The sequence below is a fragment of the Trinickia sp. Y13 genome (assembly GCF_029522115.1).
In the GTDB taxonomy this organism is placed as follows: domain Bacteria; phylum Pseudomonadota; class Gammaproteobacteria; order Burkholderiales; family Burkholderiaceae; genus Trinickia.
Map to the genome: position 1 here is coordinate 121,733 of NZ_JAKWFK010000006.1, position 18,717 is coordinate 140,449.

Here is an 18,717-nt window from a genome sequence, read left to right on the forward strand (position 1 = left end):
TTAACCTTCTTGGCATCGAACGACCGCATGAATCTCATCGAACCCGGCATCCGCAATCTCGCGACCGCGAAAGACGTCCTGCTCACCCCTTACGGCCTCGACGAAGCGCGGCTCACACGCACGCTCGCCGACATCTTCACGCATCGCGTCGACTATGCCGACTTGTACTTCCAAGCGACGCGTAGCGAGGCATGGAGTCTCGAGGAAGGGATCGTGAAGTCGGGCAGCTTCAGCATCGACAAAGGCGTCGGCGTGCGCGCCGTCGCGGGCGACCGCACGGCCTTCGCATACTCGGACGATCTTTCGCCCGAAGCGCTCGCGCAGGCCGCGCATGCAACGCGCTCGATCGCCAAAACGGGCGGCGGCAAGCGCAAGATCCAAGTGGCTACGTCGCTCAAGGGCGTGACGGGCCGCGACCTTTATTTGGCGGCCGATCCGCTCGCCTCGCTCGATGCGACCGAGAAGGTCAAGCTGCTCGAGCGCATCGAACAGATGGCCCGCAGCCGCGATACGCGCATCACGCAAGTGATGGCGGGTCTAGCCGGCGAATACGACGTCGTGCTCGTCGCGCGCAGCGACGGCGCACTCGCAGCCGACATTCGCCCGCTCGTGCGCGTATCGGTGACGGTCATCGCCGAACAGAACGGCCGGCGCGAGATCGGTAGCGGCGGCGGCGGCGGCCGCTTCGATTACGGGTACTTCACCGACGACATCCTGGCCCGCTACGTCGACGACGCCGTCAAGGCCGCGCTCGTCAATTTGGAAGCGCGCCCGGCCCCGGCCGGCGCCATGACGGTCGTGCTCGGGCCGGGCTGGCCCGGCGTCTTGCTGCACGAAGCGATCGGCCACGGGCTCGAAGGCGACTTCAATCGAAAGGGGTCGTCGGCATTCGCCGGTCGCATCGGCGAGCGCGTCGCGGCCAAGGGCGTGACGGTCGTCGATGACGGTACGTTGCCGAACCGCCGCGGCTCGCTGAACATCGACGACGAAGGCAACCCGACGCAATGCACGACGCTGATCGAGGACGGCGTGCTCAAGGGCTACATCCAAGACACGCTCAACGCGCGGCTCATGAAGATGCCGGTCACGGGCAACGCGCGGCGCGAATCGTACGCCGCCCTGCCGATGCCGCGCATGACGAACACGTACATGCTGGCCGGCGACAAAGCGCCGCAGGAGATCATCGAATCGGTCAAGCATGGCATTTACGCGGTCAACTTCGGCGGCGGCCAGGTCGACATCACGAACGGCAAGTTCGTGTTTTCGGCGTCCGAGGCCTACATGATCGAGAACGGCAAGGTCACCTACCCCGTCAAGGGCGCAACCTTGATTGGCAGCGGCCCGGAGTCGCTCAAGTACGTCAGCATGATCGGCAACGACATGGCGCTCGATACGGGTGTCGGCGTGTGCGGCAAGGAAGGCCAAAGCGTGCCTGTGGGCGTGGGCCAGCCCACCCTGCGCATCGATAACCTCACCGTGGGCGGAACGGCCTGACCGGCCGGCCGCCCCGCCGCGCATGCGGATTTCTTGCGCCCCTGCGGCATTTTGCGCGGGGTGCCCGCATTTTCTGGGCCTGACGGTTGCAGACCACGCTTAACCGGCGTATAAAGTGAGACGCACCTTTTGCTAATGAGCATCGCCCCTACCATGTCCACGAAGTTTTATTTTTACTTCTTTTGGCATCTCAGTCCGCTGGCGGATCGAGAGGGGTGTTAGCGCTCAACGCAAACCCGAATTCCCGAAAAACCGCCAGCGAACCTGGCGGTTTTTTTTCGCCTTGGCCCAGTCGATCGCCGGCGAAACCGCACCGAACCGATGAGGAGAACCGCAGCATGCCCCCGCACAATACCGACGACGTCCGTATTCGAGAACTCAAAGAACTCACGCCGCCCGCGCACTTGATCCGCGAGTTTCCGTGTAGCGAGGGCGTGTCCGATCTGATCTACAGCGCGCGGCGCGCGATGCATCGCATCCTGCACGGCATGGACGATCGGCTGATTGTCATCATCGGCCCGTGCTCGATTCACGACCCGAAGGCTGCGCTCGAGTACGCGAGCCGGCTCGTGGGCGAGCGCAAGCGCTTTGCCGGAGAGCTCGAAATCGTCATGCGCGTGTACTTCGAAAAACCGCGGACGACGGTCGGCTGGAAAGGGCTCATCAACGATCCCTATCTCGACAACAGCTTCAAGATCAACGATGGTTTGCGCGCAGCACGCGAACTGCTCGTCGGCATCAACGAGATCGGACTGCCGGCCGGTACCGAGTACCTCGACATGATCAGCCCCCAGTACATCGCGGACTTGGTGTCGTGGGGCGCGATCGGCGCACGCACGACCGAATCGCAAGTTCACCGCGAGCTGGCATCGGGCCTCTCGTGTCCGGTCGGCTTCAAGAACGGCACCGACGGCAACGTCAAGATAGCCGTCGATGCAATCAAGGCTGCTTCACAGCCGCACCACTTCCTATCGGTGACCAAGGGGGGCCACTCGGCCATCGTCTCCACCGCGGGCAACGAAGATTGCCACGTGATCCTGCGCGGCGGCAAGACGCCGAACTACGACGCGGCGAGCGTCGATGCGGCCTGCGCCGATATCGGCCGCGCCGGGCTCGCAGCGCGCTTGATGATCGATGCGAGCCACGCCAATAGCTCGAAGAAGCACGAGAACCAGATTCCCGTGTGCGCCGACATCGGCCGGCAGGTTGCGGCGGGCGATGAACGCATCGTGGGCGTGATGGTCGAGTCGCATCTCGTGGCAGGCCGCCAGGACTTGCAGCCCAACTGCCCGCTCACGTACGGCCAAAGCATTACCGATGCATGCATCGGCTGGGACGAGAGCGTTGCCGTGCTCGAAGGATTGGCGCAGAGCGTGAAGCAACGGCGCATCGCACGCGGCAGCGGCAACTGAGTCGGCCTTCGCAACTCGGTAGCATTCAGGCTAGCTCGCCATGACGAACGGGCCGCCAGCCCCAGGGTTGTTTCCCAGAGGCTGGCGGCCCGTTGCGTTGTATTACGCGCGGCCACGTGCGGCGCGATCACGATCGTGATTGCCCATCGGCGTTTAGGCGAGTGCGCCCGTGCCGAACACCTCGCTGTGGATGCGCGCGGGATCGATGCCACGGGCCACGAGCGCATCGCGCTGCGCCGCCATGAAACCCATCGGGCCGCAGAGGTAGTAATCGGCGTCGGGCAGGACGGCTTGCTCGGCGATCTTCGCGAAGTCGATGCGGCCTTCGAAATCGTAATCGACGCCTTGCCGGTCGGCCGAGCCCACTTCTTCGTAGAACACCGCGCGCGATACGTTCCGGCGCGTCGCCACCACCTCGGCGAGCCACGTTTTGAACGCGTGGACATTGCCGGAGCGGCAGGCATGGACGAACGCGACGCGGCGCTCGCTACCCTCGGCGACGAGCGTCGAGAGCATCGAAGCCATCGGCGTGATGCCCACGCCGCCAGAAACGAGCACTACGGGGGTCGACTTCGACCGATCGAGGCGGAAGTCACCCATCGGCGCCGTCACCTCCACGATCGCGCCCTCTTCCACGCCGTCGTGCAGCAGCGTAGACAAACGGCCAGCGGGCACCACCTCATTGCCGCCTTCCCGCTTCACCGAAATGCGCAGCCACTTGCCGTGGGGCGCATCGGACAAGCTGTACTGACGCGGCTGATCCACGCCGAGCTCGCCGACGTAGCGCTTCACCGTCACGAATTGGCCCGGCTGGAAGCTCGCCGCCGGAGCGCCGTCCGTGGGCGTCAGATAGAACGAAGTGATCTCGTCGCTTTCCACGACTTTGCGCGAGACGACGAACGGGCGATAGCCGCTCCAGGCCGCGCCCTCATAAAGCTTCGCCTCGGCGCCGATCATGATCTGGGCAAGCTGCGAATAGGCCGCGCGCCAGGCTTCGAGCGTCGCCTCGTCCACGGCATCGCCAAGCACCTCGACCACCGATGCAAGCAGGTTCTCACCGACGATCGGGTAGTGTTCGGGGCGGATGTTCAAGCTCGCATGCTTATGCGAAATGCGGCCCACCGCGGAGCCGAGCGCACCCAGGTTGTCGATGTTGGCAGCATAGGCGTACACGGCGTGGGCAAGGACGTCGGCTTGACTGCCGCTCGTCTGGTGCGTCTGGTTGAACAAGTTCTTCAACTCGGGACGGCTCGCGAACATGCGGCGGTAGAAATGCTTGGTGATTGTTGCGCCGTGTTGTGCAAACACGGGGGCGGTCGCTTTGACTCGAGAGATTTGATCGGGCGTAAGGGCGGAGGTCATCGATTGGGGCGCTCGTCGTTAAGATGCATCAAGAATACATTTTAACAGACCGCCACTTCTATACGACACTTTGTCGCAGGGCAGCATGCCGCGCAAGCCGCAGCCGCCCTTCGTTTTCCTAAATTCAACCGTCTACCCTGCTGCGGGCGCGCTATTGAACGCGGCGCTCGGGCTGCCACAGCACATCGGCGCCACCGTCCGCCCGATTGAGCACGCGGGCGAGCACGAACAGCAGGTCGGACAAGCGGTTCACATAGCGACGCGGGGCATCGGCGAGCGATTGCGCAAGGCCGAGCGTGACGATCGCCCTTTCGGCGCGGCGGCAAACGGTGCGGCAGACGTGCGCGAGCGCGGCGGCGCGCGAGCCGCCGGGCAGGATGAACTCTTTGAGGGGCGGCAGGTTCGCGTTGTAGTGCGCGAGCCAACTGTCGATCCGAGCCAGATGGGCATCGCCGATCACGACATGGCCCGGAATGCAGATCTCGCCGCCTAGATCGAACAGGTCGTGCTGGATCGCGGTTAGCGCGTCGCGCACATCCTCCGGCAGCGGCTCGGTCAACAGTACGCCGATGTTCGAGTTCAGTTCGTCGACTTCGCCCATGGCGGCGATGCGTGCGTCGTCCTTGCGCACGCGGCTGCCGTCGCCAAGGCCGGTCGTGCCGTCGTCGCCCGTGCGGGTGGCGATCTTGCTCAAGCGGTGGCCCATCTCTTTGCTCCCATTTTTGATACCGTTGACGTGCCGTTGCGGGCGCATCGTCGGTCGATTCGCATGCGCGCTCGGCGTCCGCCGGATACGGGCCAGCAGGCCGCGACACCTGAAAGCGGATCATTATAGGCGCGCTCCGGAGCGCTTTTCTCCCGGTTCGGGATCGGCCGTTCGGCCAATTCTGGCGCGCCGGCGATGGGCGTAGAATGAATCGACCTTTTAACGGAGCGTGCACGCGCCATGTGCCATCGCGGTGTGCGCCGCTTTGTAGCTTGATTGCGCTCATTAGCTGCATGACATCGACGCGCGAGCCGTTTCGGCACGCGCGTGAGGAGACACCATTCGTGAACCATCCCGCGCCCCCCGCCGCCGTGGCCTCTCGCCGGCCGTTCCCACCCGCCTTGCTCGCGGCGCTCCAAGCCGCGTTCGGCGAGCGCGTGTCGGTTTCGGAAGCAGTGCGTTCGCATCACGGGCGTGACGAGTCGCCGTTCGATCCGCAGTTGCCCGACGCCGTCGTCTTCGCCCAAAGCACGGAGGAGGTGAAAACCGCCGTCGAACTGTGCGCTCGTTACGATGTGCCCATCATCGCTTATGGCAACGGCTCCTCGCTCGAGGGGCAACTGCTTGCCGTCGAAGGCGGGGTCACGATCGACGTATCGGGCATGAATCGCATCGTCTCGGTGGCGGCCGAGGACATGACGGCCACCGTCCAGGCGGGGGTTTCGCGCAAGACATTGAATGAAGCGCTGCGCGACACGGGCCTGTTCTTTCCGATCGATCCGGGCGCCGACGCCAGTCTCGGCGGCATGGCGGCCACGCGCGCTTCGGGCACCAACGCCGTGCGCTACGGCACGATGCGCGAGAACGTCCTCGGGCTCACGGTCGTGCTGGCCGATGGCCGCATCATCAAAACCGGCACGCGGGCACGCAAGTCGTCGGCCGGCTACGATCTCACCCGCCTATTCGTCGGCTCAGAAGGCACGCTCGGCATCATCACCGAAGTCACCGTGCGGCTCTACCCGCAGCCCGAAGCGGTATCGGCGGCCGTCTGCGCCTTCCCGTCGATGGGCGAGGCCGTGCGCACCGTCATCGAAACCATTCAACTCGGGGTTCCGATCGCGCGTGTCGAATTCGTCGACGCGCTGGCCATTCGCGCGATCAACCGGCACTCGAACCTCACGCTGACCGAGTCGCCCACCCTCTTCTTCGAATTTCACGGTACCGAGGCAAGCGTCAAGGAGCAGGCCGAGCGCGTGGAAAGCCTCGCCGCCGAGCATGGCGGCAGCGGCTTTGCGTGGGCGACGCGGCCCGAGGAGCGCAGCCGCTTATGGAACGCACGCCATACGGCGTTTTTTGCCATGCTGCAATTGAAGCCGGGGTGCCGTGCCGTTACCACGGACGTTTGCGTCCCGATCTCCCGGCTTGCGGATTGCGTCGTTCAAACCGAAGAGGACCTGATCGGCTCGCCGCTGCCCTGCCCGATCGTCGGCCACGTCGGCGACGGCAATTTCCACGTCGCCATGCTGATCGATCCGGCCAAGCTTGAAGAACTCGCCGAAGCCGAACGGCTAAACCGGCGCGTGGTGGAGCGGGCGCTGTCGATGGGCGGCACCTGCACGGGAGAGCACGGCATCGGCTTACACAAGATGGATTTTCTGCTCGAAGAGCACGGCCTCGCGGCCGTGGACGCGATGCGCGCCATCAAGCATGCGTTCGATCCGCGCAATTTGATGAATCCGGGCAAGATTTTTTCTTACACGGCCTGATCGGGCCAACGGGGAGAGCCTATGGAAGCCGTTGCCCTGCCGGCCGCCGCCATCCGCGCCGAGCGCCAGCGAGAAGTCGTGCAAGCGTTGATGGCCACGCTGCCCGCGCACTGCCTGCTTCACCGCGACGAGGACACCGCGCCCTACGAGTGCGACGGCATGAGCGTCTATCGCCAGTTGCCGCTCGCCGTCGCGCTGCCCGAAACCGAAGCGCAAGTGCAGCGCGTCGTGCAAATCTGCAAGCGGCTGGGCGTGCCCATCGTGCCGCGTGGCGCAGGCACGGGACTCTCGGGGGGCGCGACGCCGATCGCGCATGGCGTCGTGCTATCGCTTTCGCGCTTTACGAAAATCGTCGAAGTCGATTCCTATGCGCGCACGGCCACGGTCCAGCCCGGTGTGCGCAACCTTGCCGTATCCGAAGCGGCGGCGCCGTATGGGCTCTACTATGCCCCCGATCCCTCATCGCAAATCGCCTGCACGATCGGCGGCAACGTCGCTGAGAACTCGGGCGGAGTGCATTGCCTGAAATACGGCTTGACGGTTCACAACGTCCTGCGTGTGCGCGCCATCACCATGGATGGCGACATCGTCGAATTCGGCTCGCTAGCGCCCGATTCGCCGGGGCTGGATCTGCTCGCGGTCATGATCGGCAGCGAAGGCATGTTCGCGGTCGTGACCGAAGTGACCGTCAAGCTGATCCCGAAGCCGCAAACCGCGCAGGTCGTGATGGCGAGCTTCGACGATGTCGTCAAAGGCGGACAAGCCGTGGCGGGCATCATTGCCGCGGGCATCATCCCGGCCGGCCTCGAGATGATGGACAAGCCTGCCACGCGGGCCGTGGAAGCGTTCGTCGGCGCGGGCTACGACCTCGATGCCGCCGCCATCTTGCTGTGCGAATCGGATGGCACGCCCGAAGAAGTGGCCGACGAGATCGTGCGCATGACGGCCGTGCTGCGCGAGCATGGCGCGACGCGCCTGCAGATATCGCGCAGCGAAGCGGAACGGCTGCGCTTTTGGTCCGGCCGCAAGAATGCATTCCCCGCCGCGGGCCGCATCTCGCCTGATTACTATTGCATGGACGGTACGGTCCCACGCCGCAGCATCGGCCCCTTGCTCGCCCGCATCGAAACGATGGAAGGCAAGTACGGCCTGCGTTGCATCAACGTATTTCATGCGGGGGACGGGAACATGCACCCGCTGATCCTATTCAACGGCAACAACCCGGATGAGCTTCGACGGGCCGAGGAATTCGGCGCCGAGATCCTCGAAACGTGCGTCGAGTTCGGCGGCACGATCACGGGCGAGCACGGCGTCGGCATCGAGAAAATCAACTCGATGTGCGTGCAGTTTTCGCAGGCGGAGCGCGATGCGTTTTTCGCCGTCAAGCGCGCATTCGATCCGGCCGAATTGCTCAACCCCACCAAGGGCATTCCGACGCGCGCACGCTGCGCCGAATACGGGAAGATGCGCGTGAGCGGCGGCTTGTTGCCGCACCCGGAGTTACCTCGGTTCTAGGGCCGGGTCGCCGCAACCCACGGTTGGCCTGGCGCGCGGTTCGTCGTGCCCCGCTGCAACCGCATGGCCGGGGAGCCGGCCCATACGCGTAGTTACCCCTAGGCAAGCGCCTAGCGGCTTGTCTCGCGGCGCTCGGTCGGTACAATCTGGAACGAAGTGAACGACGGCATGACTTGCGAAAAGCCGGCACAACCGGATGAACGACACGACGAAGCGGGAAGGCATGCAAGACGAAGAGATCGTGGCCTACTGGTCCGAACGGATTCGGACGGCCACGGCAGAGGCGCGCCCGTTGCGCGTGCGCGGCGCCGGCACCAAGGATTGGTACGGTCAGCAATTACAGGGCGAAATACTCGATACGCGTGCCTATCGAGGCATCATTGCGTACGATCCGGCCGAGCTCGTCATGACGGCGCGTTGCGGCACGCCGCTCGCCGATGTGGAAGCGGCGCTCGCCGAGCATGACCAAATGCTGGCGTTCGAGCCGCCGCACTTCGGCCGCGCGGCGACGCTCGGCGGTTGCATCGCCGCCGGCATCGCCGGGCCACGCCGAGCGCAGGCTGGCGCGGCGCGCGATTTCCTATTGGGCGTCACGCTGATGAACGGCGCCGGCGAAGTGCTGCGCTTCGGCGGCCAGGTCGTCAAGAATGTCGCGGGCTACGACGTTTCGCGACTCATGGCCGGCTCGCTCGGCACGCTGGGGTTGATCCTCGATCTATCGATCAAGGTGATGCCGCGCCCCGCGGTGGAAGCGACGCTCAAGTTCGACATGAACGGCACCGACGCGGTGCGCAAGCTCAACGAATGGGGTGGCCGGCCGTTGCCGATCACGGCTAGCGCATGGCGCAACGGCACGCTCGCCGTGCGTTTGTCCGGGGCTGAAAGCGGTGTCAAAGCGGCGCGCAGCGCGATAGGGGGAGAAGTAGTCGACGCCGTGGAGGCCGAGCGCTTCTGGGAAGGATTACGAGAACAGACGGACCCGTTCTTCGCCTCGATTCCCCCGAACGCGGCCCTGTGGCGCCTCGCGCTCCCATCGATCACCGAGCCGCTGCAGTTGCCCGGCGCTCAGTTGATGGAGTGGGGCGGCGCGCAGCGCTGGTGGATAACCGACACCGACGCGCAAACGGTGCGTATCAGCGCGAAACAGGCGGGCGGACATGCGACGATCTTCCGCGCGGGTCGCGCTTTCGACCGCAGCGTCGGCGTATTCACGCCGCTACCCGCGCCGGTCATGAAGATCCATCGAGGGTTGAAGGCGGCGTTCGACCCGGCGCGCGTGTTCAATCGCGCGCGCATGTATCCCGACTTCTGATGCAGCGGGCCTATTCATCCCGAGGCTGCGGCGAGCCTTCACGAACCACGCGATAGAGCAAGGGATAAGAGCGCAGCGATGCAAACCCAACTCGCAGATTTCATCCGCAACACCGCCGACGGCGACGAGGCCGAAGCGATTTTGCGCAAGTGCGTCCACTGCGGTTTTTGCACGGCCACCTGCCCTACTTATCAATTGCTTGGGGACGAACTCGACGGCCCGCGCGGGCGCATCTATTTGATCAAGCAGATGGTGGAAGGCGCGCCGGTCACGCGCAGCACGCAACTGCATCTCGATCGCTGCCTGACTTGCCGCAGTTGCGAAACGACGTGCCCCTCGGGCGTGCAGTACGGCAGGCTCGTCGAGATCGGGCGGCAGCACGTGGAAGCGACGGTGCCACGGCCGTTGCGTCAACAACTATTGCGGCGGTTGCTGGCGAGCGTGCTGCCGAACAGCGCCGTGTTTGCGCCCGCCCTGCGTCTGGGACAACTCGTGCGTCCGTTCTTGCCGCGCCGACTACGTGACAAGATTCCGCCGCGTCAACGGCTGCTCGAATGGCCGGCCAATGGGGGGCCCCTTAGCGCCAAGAGTAGCGCCATCGCGGATGCACCCGCCACCATGCGCCGCATGCTGTTGCTTGCGGGTTGCGTGCAGCCGGCCATGCTGCCGAACATCAACATTGCGACGGCACGCGTGCTTCATGCGTTGGGCATCGAGTCCGTCATCGAACCCGAGGCCGGGTGCTGCGGGGCGATTCGCCTGCATCTCGGCTATCGCGCCGAAGCGCTCGACGACGTGAGGCGCAACATCGACGCCTGGTGGCCGCATGTCGAAGCGGGGATCGACGCGATCGTCATCAATGCGTCGGGTTGCGGCGCGACGGTAAAGGAATACGGCCATTTGCTGCGCAACGATCCCGAGTATGCGGAGAAGGCGCGGCGGATCACGGAGCTGTCGCGCGACATCGCCGAGGTGCTCAGCGGTTACGAAGCGGAACTCGCGGGGCTTGCGCGTCGGCGCGGCGTGCATACGGTTGCGTTTCATCCGCCGTGTACGCTGCAGCATGGGCTGCAGATTCGCGGGATCGTCGAACACTTATTGACGACGCTCGGTGTGGAGACCCGGCTGCCCGTGGACAGCCATCTTTGCTGCGGCTCGGCCGGGACCTATTCCGTCACGCAGCCGGGCTTGTCTTACACGCTGCGCGATAGGAAGGTGAAGAACCTCGAGGCGCTCGAGCCGCAGGTGATCGTATCGGCTAACGTGGGCTGCATTGCTCACCTGCAAAGCGGGACATCGATGCCCGTCGGGCATTGGATCGAGCTTGTCGAGCATTTGATTTACGGGTGAGCGGTGAGGGGGTGAGCGCATTTCGGTGACGGCGCACTGTTGCGGCGAAGGGCGGCATCCCTCATGGCACTGGTTTGCGGTTTTCGGGCAGAGAGATGCGCGGGGGCGACGACCAGTGCGTTACGGCGGCTTCGACATGTCCGTCGGGATAGAAGTGGACTTCGAAGTTGTGTGCCTCCGGCGGATATGGCGGGCTCACCGTCACCCAGGTTTCCTTCTGAACATCGGGCAAAACTGCTTTGCCGGACGAATCGTATATTCCCTCAACTGTCCATTTGATCTTCAGCCGAACGGGATGCCGCGTGCTGGGCTCGAGCATCACGCAACATGTGAATTTTCCACCCCCGGCGGTCGGTGTGCTCAGAAGCACATCCCCGCCCCACGCGCCGTTTCCGTCTTCGTCTGTAACCGTAAAGTCAACGATATACCGGTTCGTATAGTTGTACCCCTCGATGGCAAGGCCGATAGGCTTTGCCTGCGAACACCCCGTCATCGTGACTAGCAGAGAGGCGGTGAGAATGCTGGACGAGAACTGCATAGTATTTTTCAAAATGAATTAATTGCTTCTTGGTGAGCCGCATGGCATGCGGAAGCTTATCGCCCACCACCGCACCCCATCGCAACTTCAGGACCGAAGCACATCATCACTCACCGGCGTTCCCGTCTGCCTTCCGGCAACTTTACGCGAGGTTCAGACGACCAACGCGTTATTGCTGCCTCTACATGGCCGTCAGCGTAGAAATGCACCTCGAAGTTTTGCGGATCGGCGGGGAACGGAGGGCTTATGGACACCCAAGCCTCACGGCGAACGTCAGGGGCGATAGGATGGCCGGCCGCGTCATCGATCCGCCCGATCACCCAGTTGATTCGAAGTCGAACCGGTCGCTTCGTATTCGAATCCAGTAATACGCAGCAGGTGCCTCCGCCGCCGCCCGCGGTCGGTGTACTCAGCTTAACGTCTCCGCCCCACGAGCCATTTCCATCCTCATCGGTGACAGTAAAGCTGGAGATATAGCGATTGGTGTAGTTGTAGCCCTCTATGGCAAGACTCACGGGTTTCGCACGCGAGCATCCCAACACTGCAGTCAGCGCTGAGGCCGCAAAAATAACCCGAGTGAGCGTTCGCATAGCAAGGTAGAAACCGTAGTTGTTCCAGTTATTCGTTGAACGCATTGGGCATGTAACCGCCGTAGTGTTCATATCGCCGGCCGCCGACCTTCGGGCAACGAAATGCGAGGAGGGGACGACCAATGAGTGACCTCTGCCTCAACGTGTCCGTCTGGATAGAAATGAACTTCAAAGTTTTTGGGATCCTTAGGGAACGGTGGTGCGATCGTAATCCACGCCTCCTTGCTAGTTTCGGGTACGATCGTGCGTCCCGTTGGATCGTCGATCCTGTCAAAAGTCCAGTTGATACGTAGGCGAACCGGCCTCGATACGGTCGATTCAAGCATCACGCAACAAGTGGACTTGCCACCACCTGCCGTCGGCGTACTCAGCGCAATATTCCCTCCACCCACACCATTGCCATTTTCGTCTGTAACCGTAAAGCTAACGATAATGCGATTGGTATAGTTGTATCCTTCAATGGCAAGTCCGACCGGCTTGGCCCTTGAGCATGCCACCGCAGCCAGCGACAAGGCAATAAGTGAAATGAAAATTGAAGCTCGCATAGAAAAGCCTGAATTAAGTCTTTTGTTCCCACTGTTCGCTATTCTCGGCCGGGATGCCCGAGAGGAACGACGCTTCGTGGCAAAGTTATGTCCGCCCAGGTGGCCGATCACCACGCCTGCCGCAACCAGCCCTGGCGTATCGAACATCCCATCGATCGAATCCAATGGCTACGGTTCGATCAGGAATTCAGATTAACCAGTCCGCGTAGGGCGTGCGATGGCCAGTAAATTTCGCACCATCGACGCCCCAGCACAATTTCTCGCTATCGGGTTGTCTATCAGGCCGATCGTTGACCCGCCATCATCACCCTAAAAATTCGTGTCCGACGCAGCGAAGACCGCCTCCTTCTGGCCGAAAAAGAGCGTTCGCGGCCGCAGATATTTAACGGTTCCTGCACGGTTTTCTTCCTCGACCGCTGCGCAGTATTTGACAGCTACCGTGTTGAAGTACCGACCGCACGTTTGCGCCGCACCGATTTGATTCAGAGCGACTGCGGCCGCATCGGTCGTATGGTTCCACGCGGCCTGGCTATCATGAATGTAAGTGTCGAAGAATGAAGCGACTTCGTTGGGCAACGGACGAGGGTCGTTCCAAGCTTCCCAAATGGCTTTTTCCCAATCCGATGCTCGACCCGCGGCAACCACCCGCTCAAGCGCTCGAGCCTCGCCTAACAATGTGCGGTCGGATCCCTTTGCTTGAGCCACGTCCGTTTCGAATTGGTTGTTCGTAGATATCTCTTTGTCGAGGGCCGTCTCTTGGTCTGCGTTGCTCTTCAGTTGAGCGGCCTGATTCTTTGTCAGAATGCCGCCCTGGGCTTTAAACAAGATCAGGCCGCGATCATCGTCTCTTAGTGCCCGCAATCGCTGGAATAACGATTTGTTTTGCTGCTTGGCCTGCTCGGAGAGTGTTTCAAGCCGCTGCGGGATTGGCGCTTGCGTGCTGTTCATGCGCAGCCTGCGCCAGCGCCAGTAGAGCTTAAGGTGGCCAAATGCTTGCTCCTCGAGAGATTCGCCCTTGGTTTCTAGCGCGTTCATATAGGTCCGAAAACGAGCGGGCAGGTCTGCAGCTATGGCAAACCGGTCCTGTATCTTCGGCCCCAGGTCCTCTAACGGAAGCAAGGGCACGCCTGCCAAACGAGCCTCACGGTACATCGCATGTAGCGGTAACCGAGCATAAGCGTTCGTGCGTCCCTGCGCGTTCATGGCATAACCACCGCCTACGTCCGAATGCACTCCTGGATACACGTACTCAACAGTATTCGCCGGATAGGAGCCGCCGCGCCGGACCGAATCCAGTGGGAAAGCGAATCGCAGCTCGTGCCCGGCGACCATATGCACGCAACGCTCGACGATCGGCGGAATGCACAGTTGTTTCGCATAGGTATTGTGGTCTCGAGGCAACCCTACCGATGCAACAGTGTCAAAGATCCCGACGAAGTAAATACGCAACCGGACACCATCGCGTATCCATTGACCGCCCTTGTGCTGAGACTGATCGGCAAGACGATTCACGAACGCACGTGCGAGCGTGGCGCCGCGCGAAAATCCGAATACTGCGACGTGGACCGTGTTCACCGTCAGTCCACGAGATCTTTGCCCATCTAATGCGAATTTCAGGCGCTTCTCTGCATGTTGGACACGCTCCATCCCCATGTAGCCCGTGGCGGCCCCACTAAGGCCACCAGGATCGCCTATTTCCGCAAATTTCGTCCCTACCCCTTGCAGGTATTCGACGTAGATCGCATTTGAATCATCACGCAATTTATGTGCATGGTATAGCTTCGCTATGTTGGTGTATTCCTGCTGATCAGGCGGACGAGCGTCTTCGTCGTACATACTGTTGCTCGTTCCATCGAAAAATACGGCGAACCTGACGTCAGTCGTACAAGATGCTTTCTTGAAGGGTGAATCAACCTCAGCGTTGGCCATACGCGCGGCGCGCGCGACCAATTCGGAGGGGGGGCGCTCTTCGATAAGGACAACGTCTGGGCGAAGTGCTGCGTCGCTCATGGCGTCGGCCTCCGGCCGTCGGGAAGAGAGACGCGCGGGGGCGAAGACCAGTGAGTAACAGCGGCCTCAACGTGCCCGTCCTGATAGAAATGAATCTCGAGGTTTTGCGGGTCATCAGGAAACGGGGGGCTGACAGTCACCCAAGCTCGCCTCTTGATTTCCGGTGCAATTGTGCGGCCGGAAGAATCATCTACTCGATCAAGCGTCCAATCGATCCGCAGCCGAACTGGCATCTTGACGCTCGGGTCGAGCATGACGCAGCACGTTGACTTGCCTCCGCCCGCGGTCGGTGTACTCAATTGGACGTCACCTCCCCATGAGCCATTACCGTCTTGGTCAGTGACTGTAAAACTGTCTATAAACCGGTTTGTATAATTATATCCCTCAATCGAAAGCCCAACGGGCTTCGCCCGCGAGCATCCCATTATCAGGGTCAACAACGATGCGGAAACGGCGATACGAGTAAATGTGTGCATAGCAAGGGTCAACGGTAATCCATATTTGAATCGCCTATCAGACTTTCGTTTTCTGCTTTCTGCGAGCACCCAGTCATCGCGACGAACGACAAGGCCGCAACAGCAAAGTAAATCCGCGCTCTCATAGAGATCAGGATCGCGATAGTCGTTCAAGGCGCTCGCCAATCTCGAGCGCAACGGCCGACAGCGTCGCAGTGCCCGAGACGACAGACTGCACGAGCGGTGCGATCGCTTCAGCTTCGATCCATCGCGCACCGTATGCCCCGGAAAGCGCTGCGATGATAAACAGATCGCCCATCGATTCTTTCTTCAACCGCTCGCCGATCTCAATCTGCTCCTCATAGAACGCCTTGCGCTGCGCCGGCGGTAGTGACTCCACAAGCGATGGTGCGTGCGTTTCGATGTACCCGCCCAACGCAATACGATTTGCAAGCGCCTCGAACCGTTTTTGTTCGTCATCATCCAACACGAGCGGCGCCGTAACCCGCTCCGCAACTGGCCCGTCTGGAGGCCGCAGCCGCTTCACCACCCTATCTTCATCAAAATAAGCCCACGCACAAACCGGCGCCCACAAAGCCGCTTGCCTCCCAGGATCAAGACACGCGATGGTGTCCTCCATGACACGAGGATCGTAGGGCCGAAGCATCGCGGCCGCATCGCCGAACTTTGCCCGAATGAATGCGGCCAAGTGTCGGGCCAGCGCTGGCGCAGAGAGCGGCGACCATATCCAACTTGCAAGTTGGTATTCGAGAGCCAGCGTCGCAATCCGTTTTGCTAGCTCGCCATCGAAATCACGAATCGATACGAGCAACGGCGACGCGTCGGTGCGCTCATCGTCAAACGCATAGATGAATAGCGATTCCGGCTTCGCGTCAGCCAGCACCGACGCAAGATTGCCGTACCGCTTGCCCGACTCATCCATGGTTGCGCCGGCATAAATGGCGCTATCGAGCAACGCATAGAGTGCAAGCCCGTCGCGCTGCTCGGCCGCAACCGCTCGCAACTCATTAAGCAGTTCTTCTTCAGTCATCATCAATTGCTAATCGCAAAAGGCATCTTGGCCTGCGCCGCCCGGATCATGCATTCCACACAAATGTTCTGCGGCAACTGCGGCATGGGATATGGCATCTCTGTAGGCCCAGCAAACACACGCTTGGCCCCTTTCACGTCAATCGTCCCCGGCGCATGCATTTCGATGTTGCCGTCCTTGATGCGGATGTAGGCGCCTCCCGAGGTCAGAAAAACTTCGCGTTTGCCCGCCATCTCGATGACATCGGTGATCGAAATTACCTTCACGCCTTTATGCGCCGTCAGTTCGATTCCATCGGAATGCGCCTGCACTTCCACCTTGCCCTTCCCGGCGAATAGCTTCATCCCCGCGTTCTGCACGAACAGGCTCAGCTTTTCACCAATCGAAGCGATCAGCGATTTGCCGCTGGCGATATGCGTACTCGCACCGCTAACGATATTCACATGCTTGTCCGCGGCGATCTGCGTCGATTGCTGTGTCGATAGCGCGATCCCCGACGGGCTCGCCATCAGCATGATCGGCTCGGCGAAGCCATTGGCGTTACCGGTGCCGCCGCCCGCCGTGCGCCCCGCCCCCGACGCGTCACCCGCCACGCTCTTTTGCGTCGCATCGGTAAACGCCTTCAGCGCGTCGTAGCCGTCTTTCAAGCTTTCCGCTTGATGCGTCGCACTCGCGTCCGATAGCGCTTCAATCACGCTTTCTGCGTTGACGAGCTGACTGCTCGCCTGCCGCACATCCATCGGTTGCTTGACCGACGCCGGGTGACTCGACACATACAGCCCTTGCTCCGCACGAATCGCCCCATGCGCATTCGACTTCAAATCGAAGCCGCTGCCCAGGTATCCGCCCCGCGTATTGCCGGTGTGATCGACCAAGTATCCCAAATGAAGATGCGAATCGGCGCTCGTCGAATACAGGTGAACTCGGTTCTGCCCCGTCGAGTCATCCATGACGAGTTGATTAAAACCCCTGCCGCCGTATTCCTTCGATCGATACCCCGAGAGCAAACCATTCGTGTGCCAAACCGGGGGCGTCGGTCCGCCATGCATGCGGCCCAGAATCACGGGCCGATCACAATCGCCGCCCATGAAGCCCACGATCACTTCATCGCCCTTGCGCAACGGGAAATGTCCGCCACGCTTCGAGCCCGCATCGGGAAAGGCAGCCCGCACCCATACCGATGCCCGCTCATCGCCCTCATTGCGGCGATTCCACGGAAACAGCACCTTCACGCGATTGAGCGCATCGGTGTAAATCTCCTCGCTATCCGGCCCCGCGATGATCGCAGTCTGCAGTTCCATCACCGGCTTGCGGTGCACAAGCGGGCTACGGAACGGCGTGCGCCTCCGTTGCGCTTCAATCTCGACTTGAAAGTACCCTTCGCTGCCGTCGGCATGCCGAACTTTCACGCCGCCTACATTGGAATGCTCGGCTCGGGAGACTGAAGGCCGCAAACTCTCGGCAAAATCTGCCACATCATCCATGCCGGGCAAGTTGTTGCGGATCGTCCACGTCGTCTCGATGATCGCGAACTCGCGGTCCTCCGCACGCTCTTTATCGTGGACAGGATGCCCTTCCAACACAAACCAGTACCCAGGCATGGCCAAACGTAGGCTGCCAATGCCGTGAAACCGCTTCATTTGCGATTCCCATGCTTCGACGCGCACGGCATTTCGATGCTCGCCGCTATCGCGCACCCCCCATGTGTACGCGCCCGTGTAGTCGTAGACCTCGCCCTGCGCCGGAACATCGTCGCGCGGGCTGATCGCGCTGTTGACTTGTTTATGCAAATCCGGCCGCTTGTAATCGAACGTGCGCGTCGTCAGCTTGGCACTCTGAATCTGTTGCTGCTCTTTCCATTGTGTGAAGCCTTCCACCTCTTCACGTAAGCCCGTGCGGACGAAGCGCACCGTCTTCTGCTCGAGCTGCGGCACGAAATACACATCGTCCATCAGCACGAGCGTGTGCGACTTGCCATCCTCCGCCTGCTCGAAGCGCCCAAACACGCCCGCTTCCTCCAAGCTGCGATGCACGAAGTTCCAGTCATCCTCCCATTGCACCCGGTTCGAATACTGCGGCATCGCCTGCCGCAAATCGAACCGATAAGCGCCCTGGGCTTGCGGATGCTCGTCGAACACGTCGGCCACGATCTGCTCGCCCGTCTGCTCCTGCCAATCGCGCATATCGCGACGCAACGGCAAAAAGCACATCCACGAAGAAAATCGCAATTGATAAAACGTGAGATATCCGTCGCTGCCTAATCGAGAGAACGTTTTCACATAGCCGTGATGCGGCAGATACGAGCCATCCGCTTGCTGCAACCACAACGTCACCGGCTGCGCGATCAGCGCCGTCAAATCGATTTCCCGGCCCTTAGTCGAAGCGACATCGACAGTAAATTCGTAATCCCGTCCCAAGCGCGACGTGCCTTTTGCATACAACGGCAGCAGCCAATCCTCGCCCAGCGGCGTATCGAGTCGAATCAAACGGTTGTGTTGAGCGCGCCCAGCATATGCAATTTCAGAGAGCAGATCGGAACCCATGCCAACGACGTCCTCTTTAAGTCGGCCAGCATTTTATGAAGGCATGAATTCTAATCGAGCATCATGAG

At 61.5% G+C, this 18,717-nt stretch carries 13 protein-coding genes; 6 read left to right on the forward strand and 7 right to left on the reverse strand.

Annotated elements, in window-relative coordinates:
* Positions 1 to 27: 27 nt before the first annotated feature.
* The gene (tldD, locus tag MMB74_RS13210) at positions 28 to 1,494 is read left to right on the forward strand and encodes a metalloprotease TldD (protein ID WP_277429092.1); all 1,467 of its coding nucleotides are present in this window, start codon (positions 28 to 30) and stop codon (positions 1,492 to 1,494) included.
* Between the two features lie 338 nt (positions 1,495 to 1,832).
* Positions 1,833 to 2,906: a 3-deoxy-7-phosphoheptulonate synthase AroG gene (gene aroG, locus MMB74_RS13215; RefSeq protein WP_277429093.1), complete on the forward strand. Its 1,074-nt coding sequence runs from the start codon at positions 1,833 to 1,835 to the stop codon at positions 2,904 to 2,906.
* Positions 2,907 to 3,059: 153 nt separating this feature from the next.
* Here aroG and hmpA read toward each other — a convergent pair whose 3' ends face one another.
* Together hmpA and MMB74_RS13225 are read right to left on the reverse strand one after the other, a co-directional pair.
* Entirely contained in the window at positions 3,060 to 4,268 is a 1,209-nt protein-coding gene (hmpA, locus tag MMB74_RS13220; protein ID WP_277429094.1) for an NO-inducible flavohemoprotein, read from the reverse strand.
* Between the two features lie 151 nt (positions 4,269 to 4,419).
* Positions 4,420 to 4,974 (reverse strand): cob(I)yrinic acid a,c-diamide adenosyltransferase, encoded by a 555-nt coding sequence (locus MMB74_RS13225; RefSeq protein WP_277429095.1) that lies wholly within the window; start codon positions 4,972 to 4,974, stop codon positions 4,420 to 4,422.
* Between the two features lie 344 nt (positions 4,975 to 5,318).
* Here MMB74_RS13225 and MMB74_RS13230 point away from each other — a divergent pair, with 344 nt between their 5' ends.
* From MMB74_RS13230 to glcF, 4 genes are all read left to right on the forward strand, one after another.
* Complete coding sequence (locus tag MMB74_RS13230) at positions 5,319 to 6,740, forward strand: FAD-linked oxidase C-terminal domain-containing protein (RefSeq protein WP_277429096.1); 1,422 nt, start codon at positions 5,319 to 5,321, stop codon at positions 6,738 to 6,740.
* Positions 6,741 to 6,761: 21 nt separating this feature from the next.
* Entirely contained in the window at positions 6,762 to 8,255 is a 1,494-nt protein-coding gene (locus tag MMB74_RS13235; protein WP_277429097.1) for an FAD-linked oxidase C-terminal domain-containing protein, read from the forward strand.
* A 223-nt stretch (positions 8,256 to 8,478) separates the two neighbouring features.
* A complete protein-coding gene (glcE, locus tag MMB74_RS13240; RefSeq protein ID WP_277429255.1) occupies positions 8,479 to 9,567 on the forward strand; it encodes a glycolate oxidase subunit GlcE in 1,089 nt (362 codons plus the stop codon).
* A 78-nt stretch (positions 9,568 to 9,645) separates the two neighbouring features.
* A complete protein-coding gene (glcF, locus tag MMB74_RS13245; protein WP_277429098.1) occupies positions 9,646 to 10,917 on the forward strand; it encodes a glycolate oxidase subunit GlcF in 1,272 nt (423 codons plus the stop codon).
* 61 nt (positions 10,918 to 10,978) lie between these two features.
* On the opposite strand, the gene MMB74_RS13250 is transcribed toward glcF, so the two are convergent.
* From MMB74_RS13250 to MMB74_RS13270, 5 genes are all read right to left on the reverse strand, one after another.
* Entirely contained in the window at positions 10,979 to 11,455 is a 477-nt protein-coding gene (locus tag MMB74_RS13250) for a DUF3304 domain-containing protein (protein WP_277429099.1), read from the reverse strand.
* Between the two features lie 658 nt (positions 11,456 to 12,113).
* The gene (locus MMB74_RS13255; RefSeq protein ID WP_277429100.1) at positions 12,114 to 12,755 is read right to left on the reverse strand and encodes a DUF3304 domain-containing protein; all 642 of its coding nucleotides are present in this window, start codon (positions 12,753 to 12,755) and stop codon (positions 12,114 to 12,116) included.
* A gap of 144 nt (positions 12,756 to 12,899) precedes the next feature.
* Positions 12,900 to 14,600, reverse strand: coding sequence for a DUF2235 domain-containing protein (locus MMB74_RS13260; RefSeq protein ID WP_277429101.1), 1,701 nt, complete (start codon positions 14,598 to 14,600; stop codon positions 12,900 to 12,902).
* A gap of 606 nt (positions 14,601 to 15,206) precedes the next feature.
* Positions 15,207 to 16,031 carry a DUF4123 domain-containing protein gene (locus MMB74_RS13265; RefSeq protein ID WP_277429102.1) on the reverse strand — a complete coding sequence of 275 codons (825 nt, stop codon included), beginning with the start codon at positions 16,029 to 16,031 and terminating at the stop codon, positions 15,207 to 15,209.
* A gap of 77 nt (positions 16,032 to 16,108) precedes the next feature.
* The gene (locus MMB74_RS13270; RefSeq protein ID WP_277429103.1) at positions 16,109 to 18,649 is read right to left on the reverse strand and encodes a type VI secretion system Vgr family protein; all 2,541 of its coding nucleotides are present in this window, start codon (positions 18,647 to 18,649) and stop codon (positions 16,109 to 16,111) included.
* Positions 18,650 to 18,717: the final 68 nt, after the last annotated feature.

Bases quoted from the DNA above. Each gene is read 5' to 3' on its own strand.
- tldD (WP_277429092.1), top strand. From the start codon at position 28: ATGAATCTCATCGAACCCGGCATCCGCAATCTCGCGACCGCGAAAGAC.
- aroG (WP_277429093.1), top strand. From the start codon at position 1,833: ATGCCCCCGCACAATACCGACGACGTCCGTATTCGAGAACTCAAAGAA.
- hmpA (WP_277429094.1), bottom strand. From the start codon at position 4,268: ATGACCTCCGCCCTTACGCCCGATCAAATCTCTCGAGTCAAAGCGACC.
- MMB74_RS13225 (WP_277429095.1), bottom strand. From the start codon at position 4,974: ATGGGCCACCGCTTGAGCAAGATCGCCACCCGCACGGGCGACGACGGC.
- MMB74_RS13235 (WP_277429097.1), top strand. From the start codon at position 6,762: ATGGAAGCCGTTGCCCTGCCGGCCGCCGCCATCCGCGCCGAGCGCCAG.
- glcE (WP_277429255.1), top strand. From the start codon at position 8,479: ATGCAAGACGAAGAGATCGTGGCCTACTGGTCCGAACGGATTCGGACG.
- glcF (WP_277429098.1), top strand. From the start codon at position 9,646: ATGCAAACCCAACTCGCAGATTTCATCCGCAACACCGCCGACGGCGAC.
- MMB74_RS13250 (WP_277429099.1), bottom strand. From the start codon at position 11,455: ATGCAGTTCTCGTCCAGCATTCTCACCGCCTCTCTGCTAGTCACGATG.
- MMB74_RS13260 (WP_277429101.1), bottom strand. From the start codon at position 14,600: ATGAGCGACGCAGCACTTCGCCCAGACGTTGTCCTTATCGAAGAGCGC.
- MMB74_RS13270 (WP_277429103.1), bottom strand. From the start codon at position 18,649: ATGGGTTCCGATCTGCTCTCTGAAATTGCATATGCTGGGCGCGCTCAA.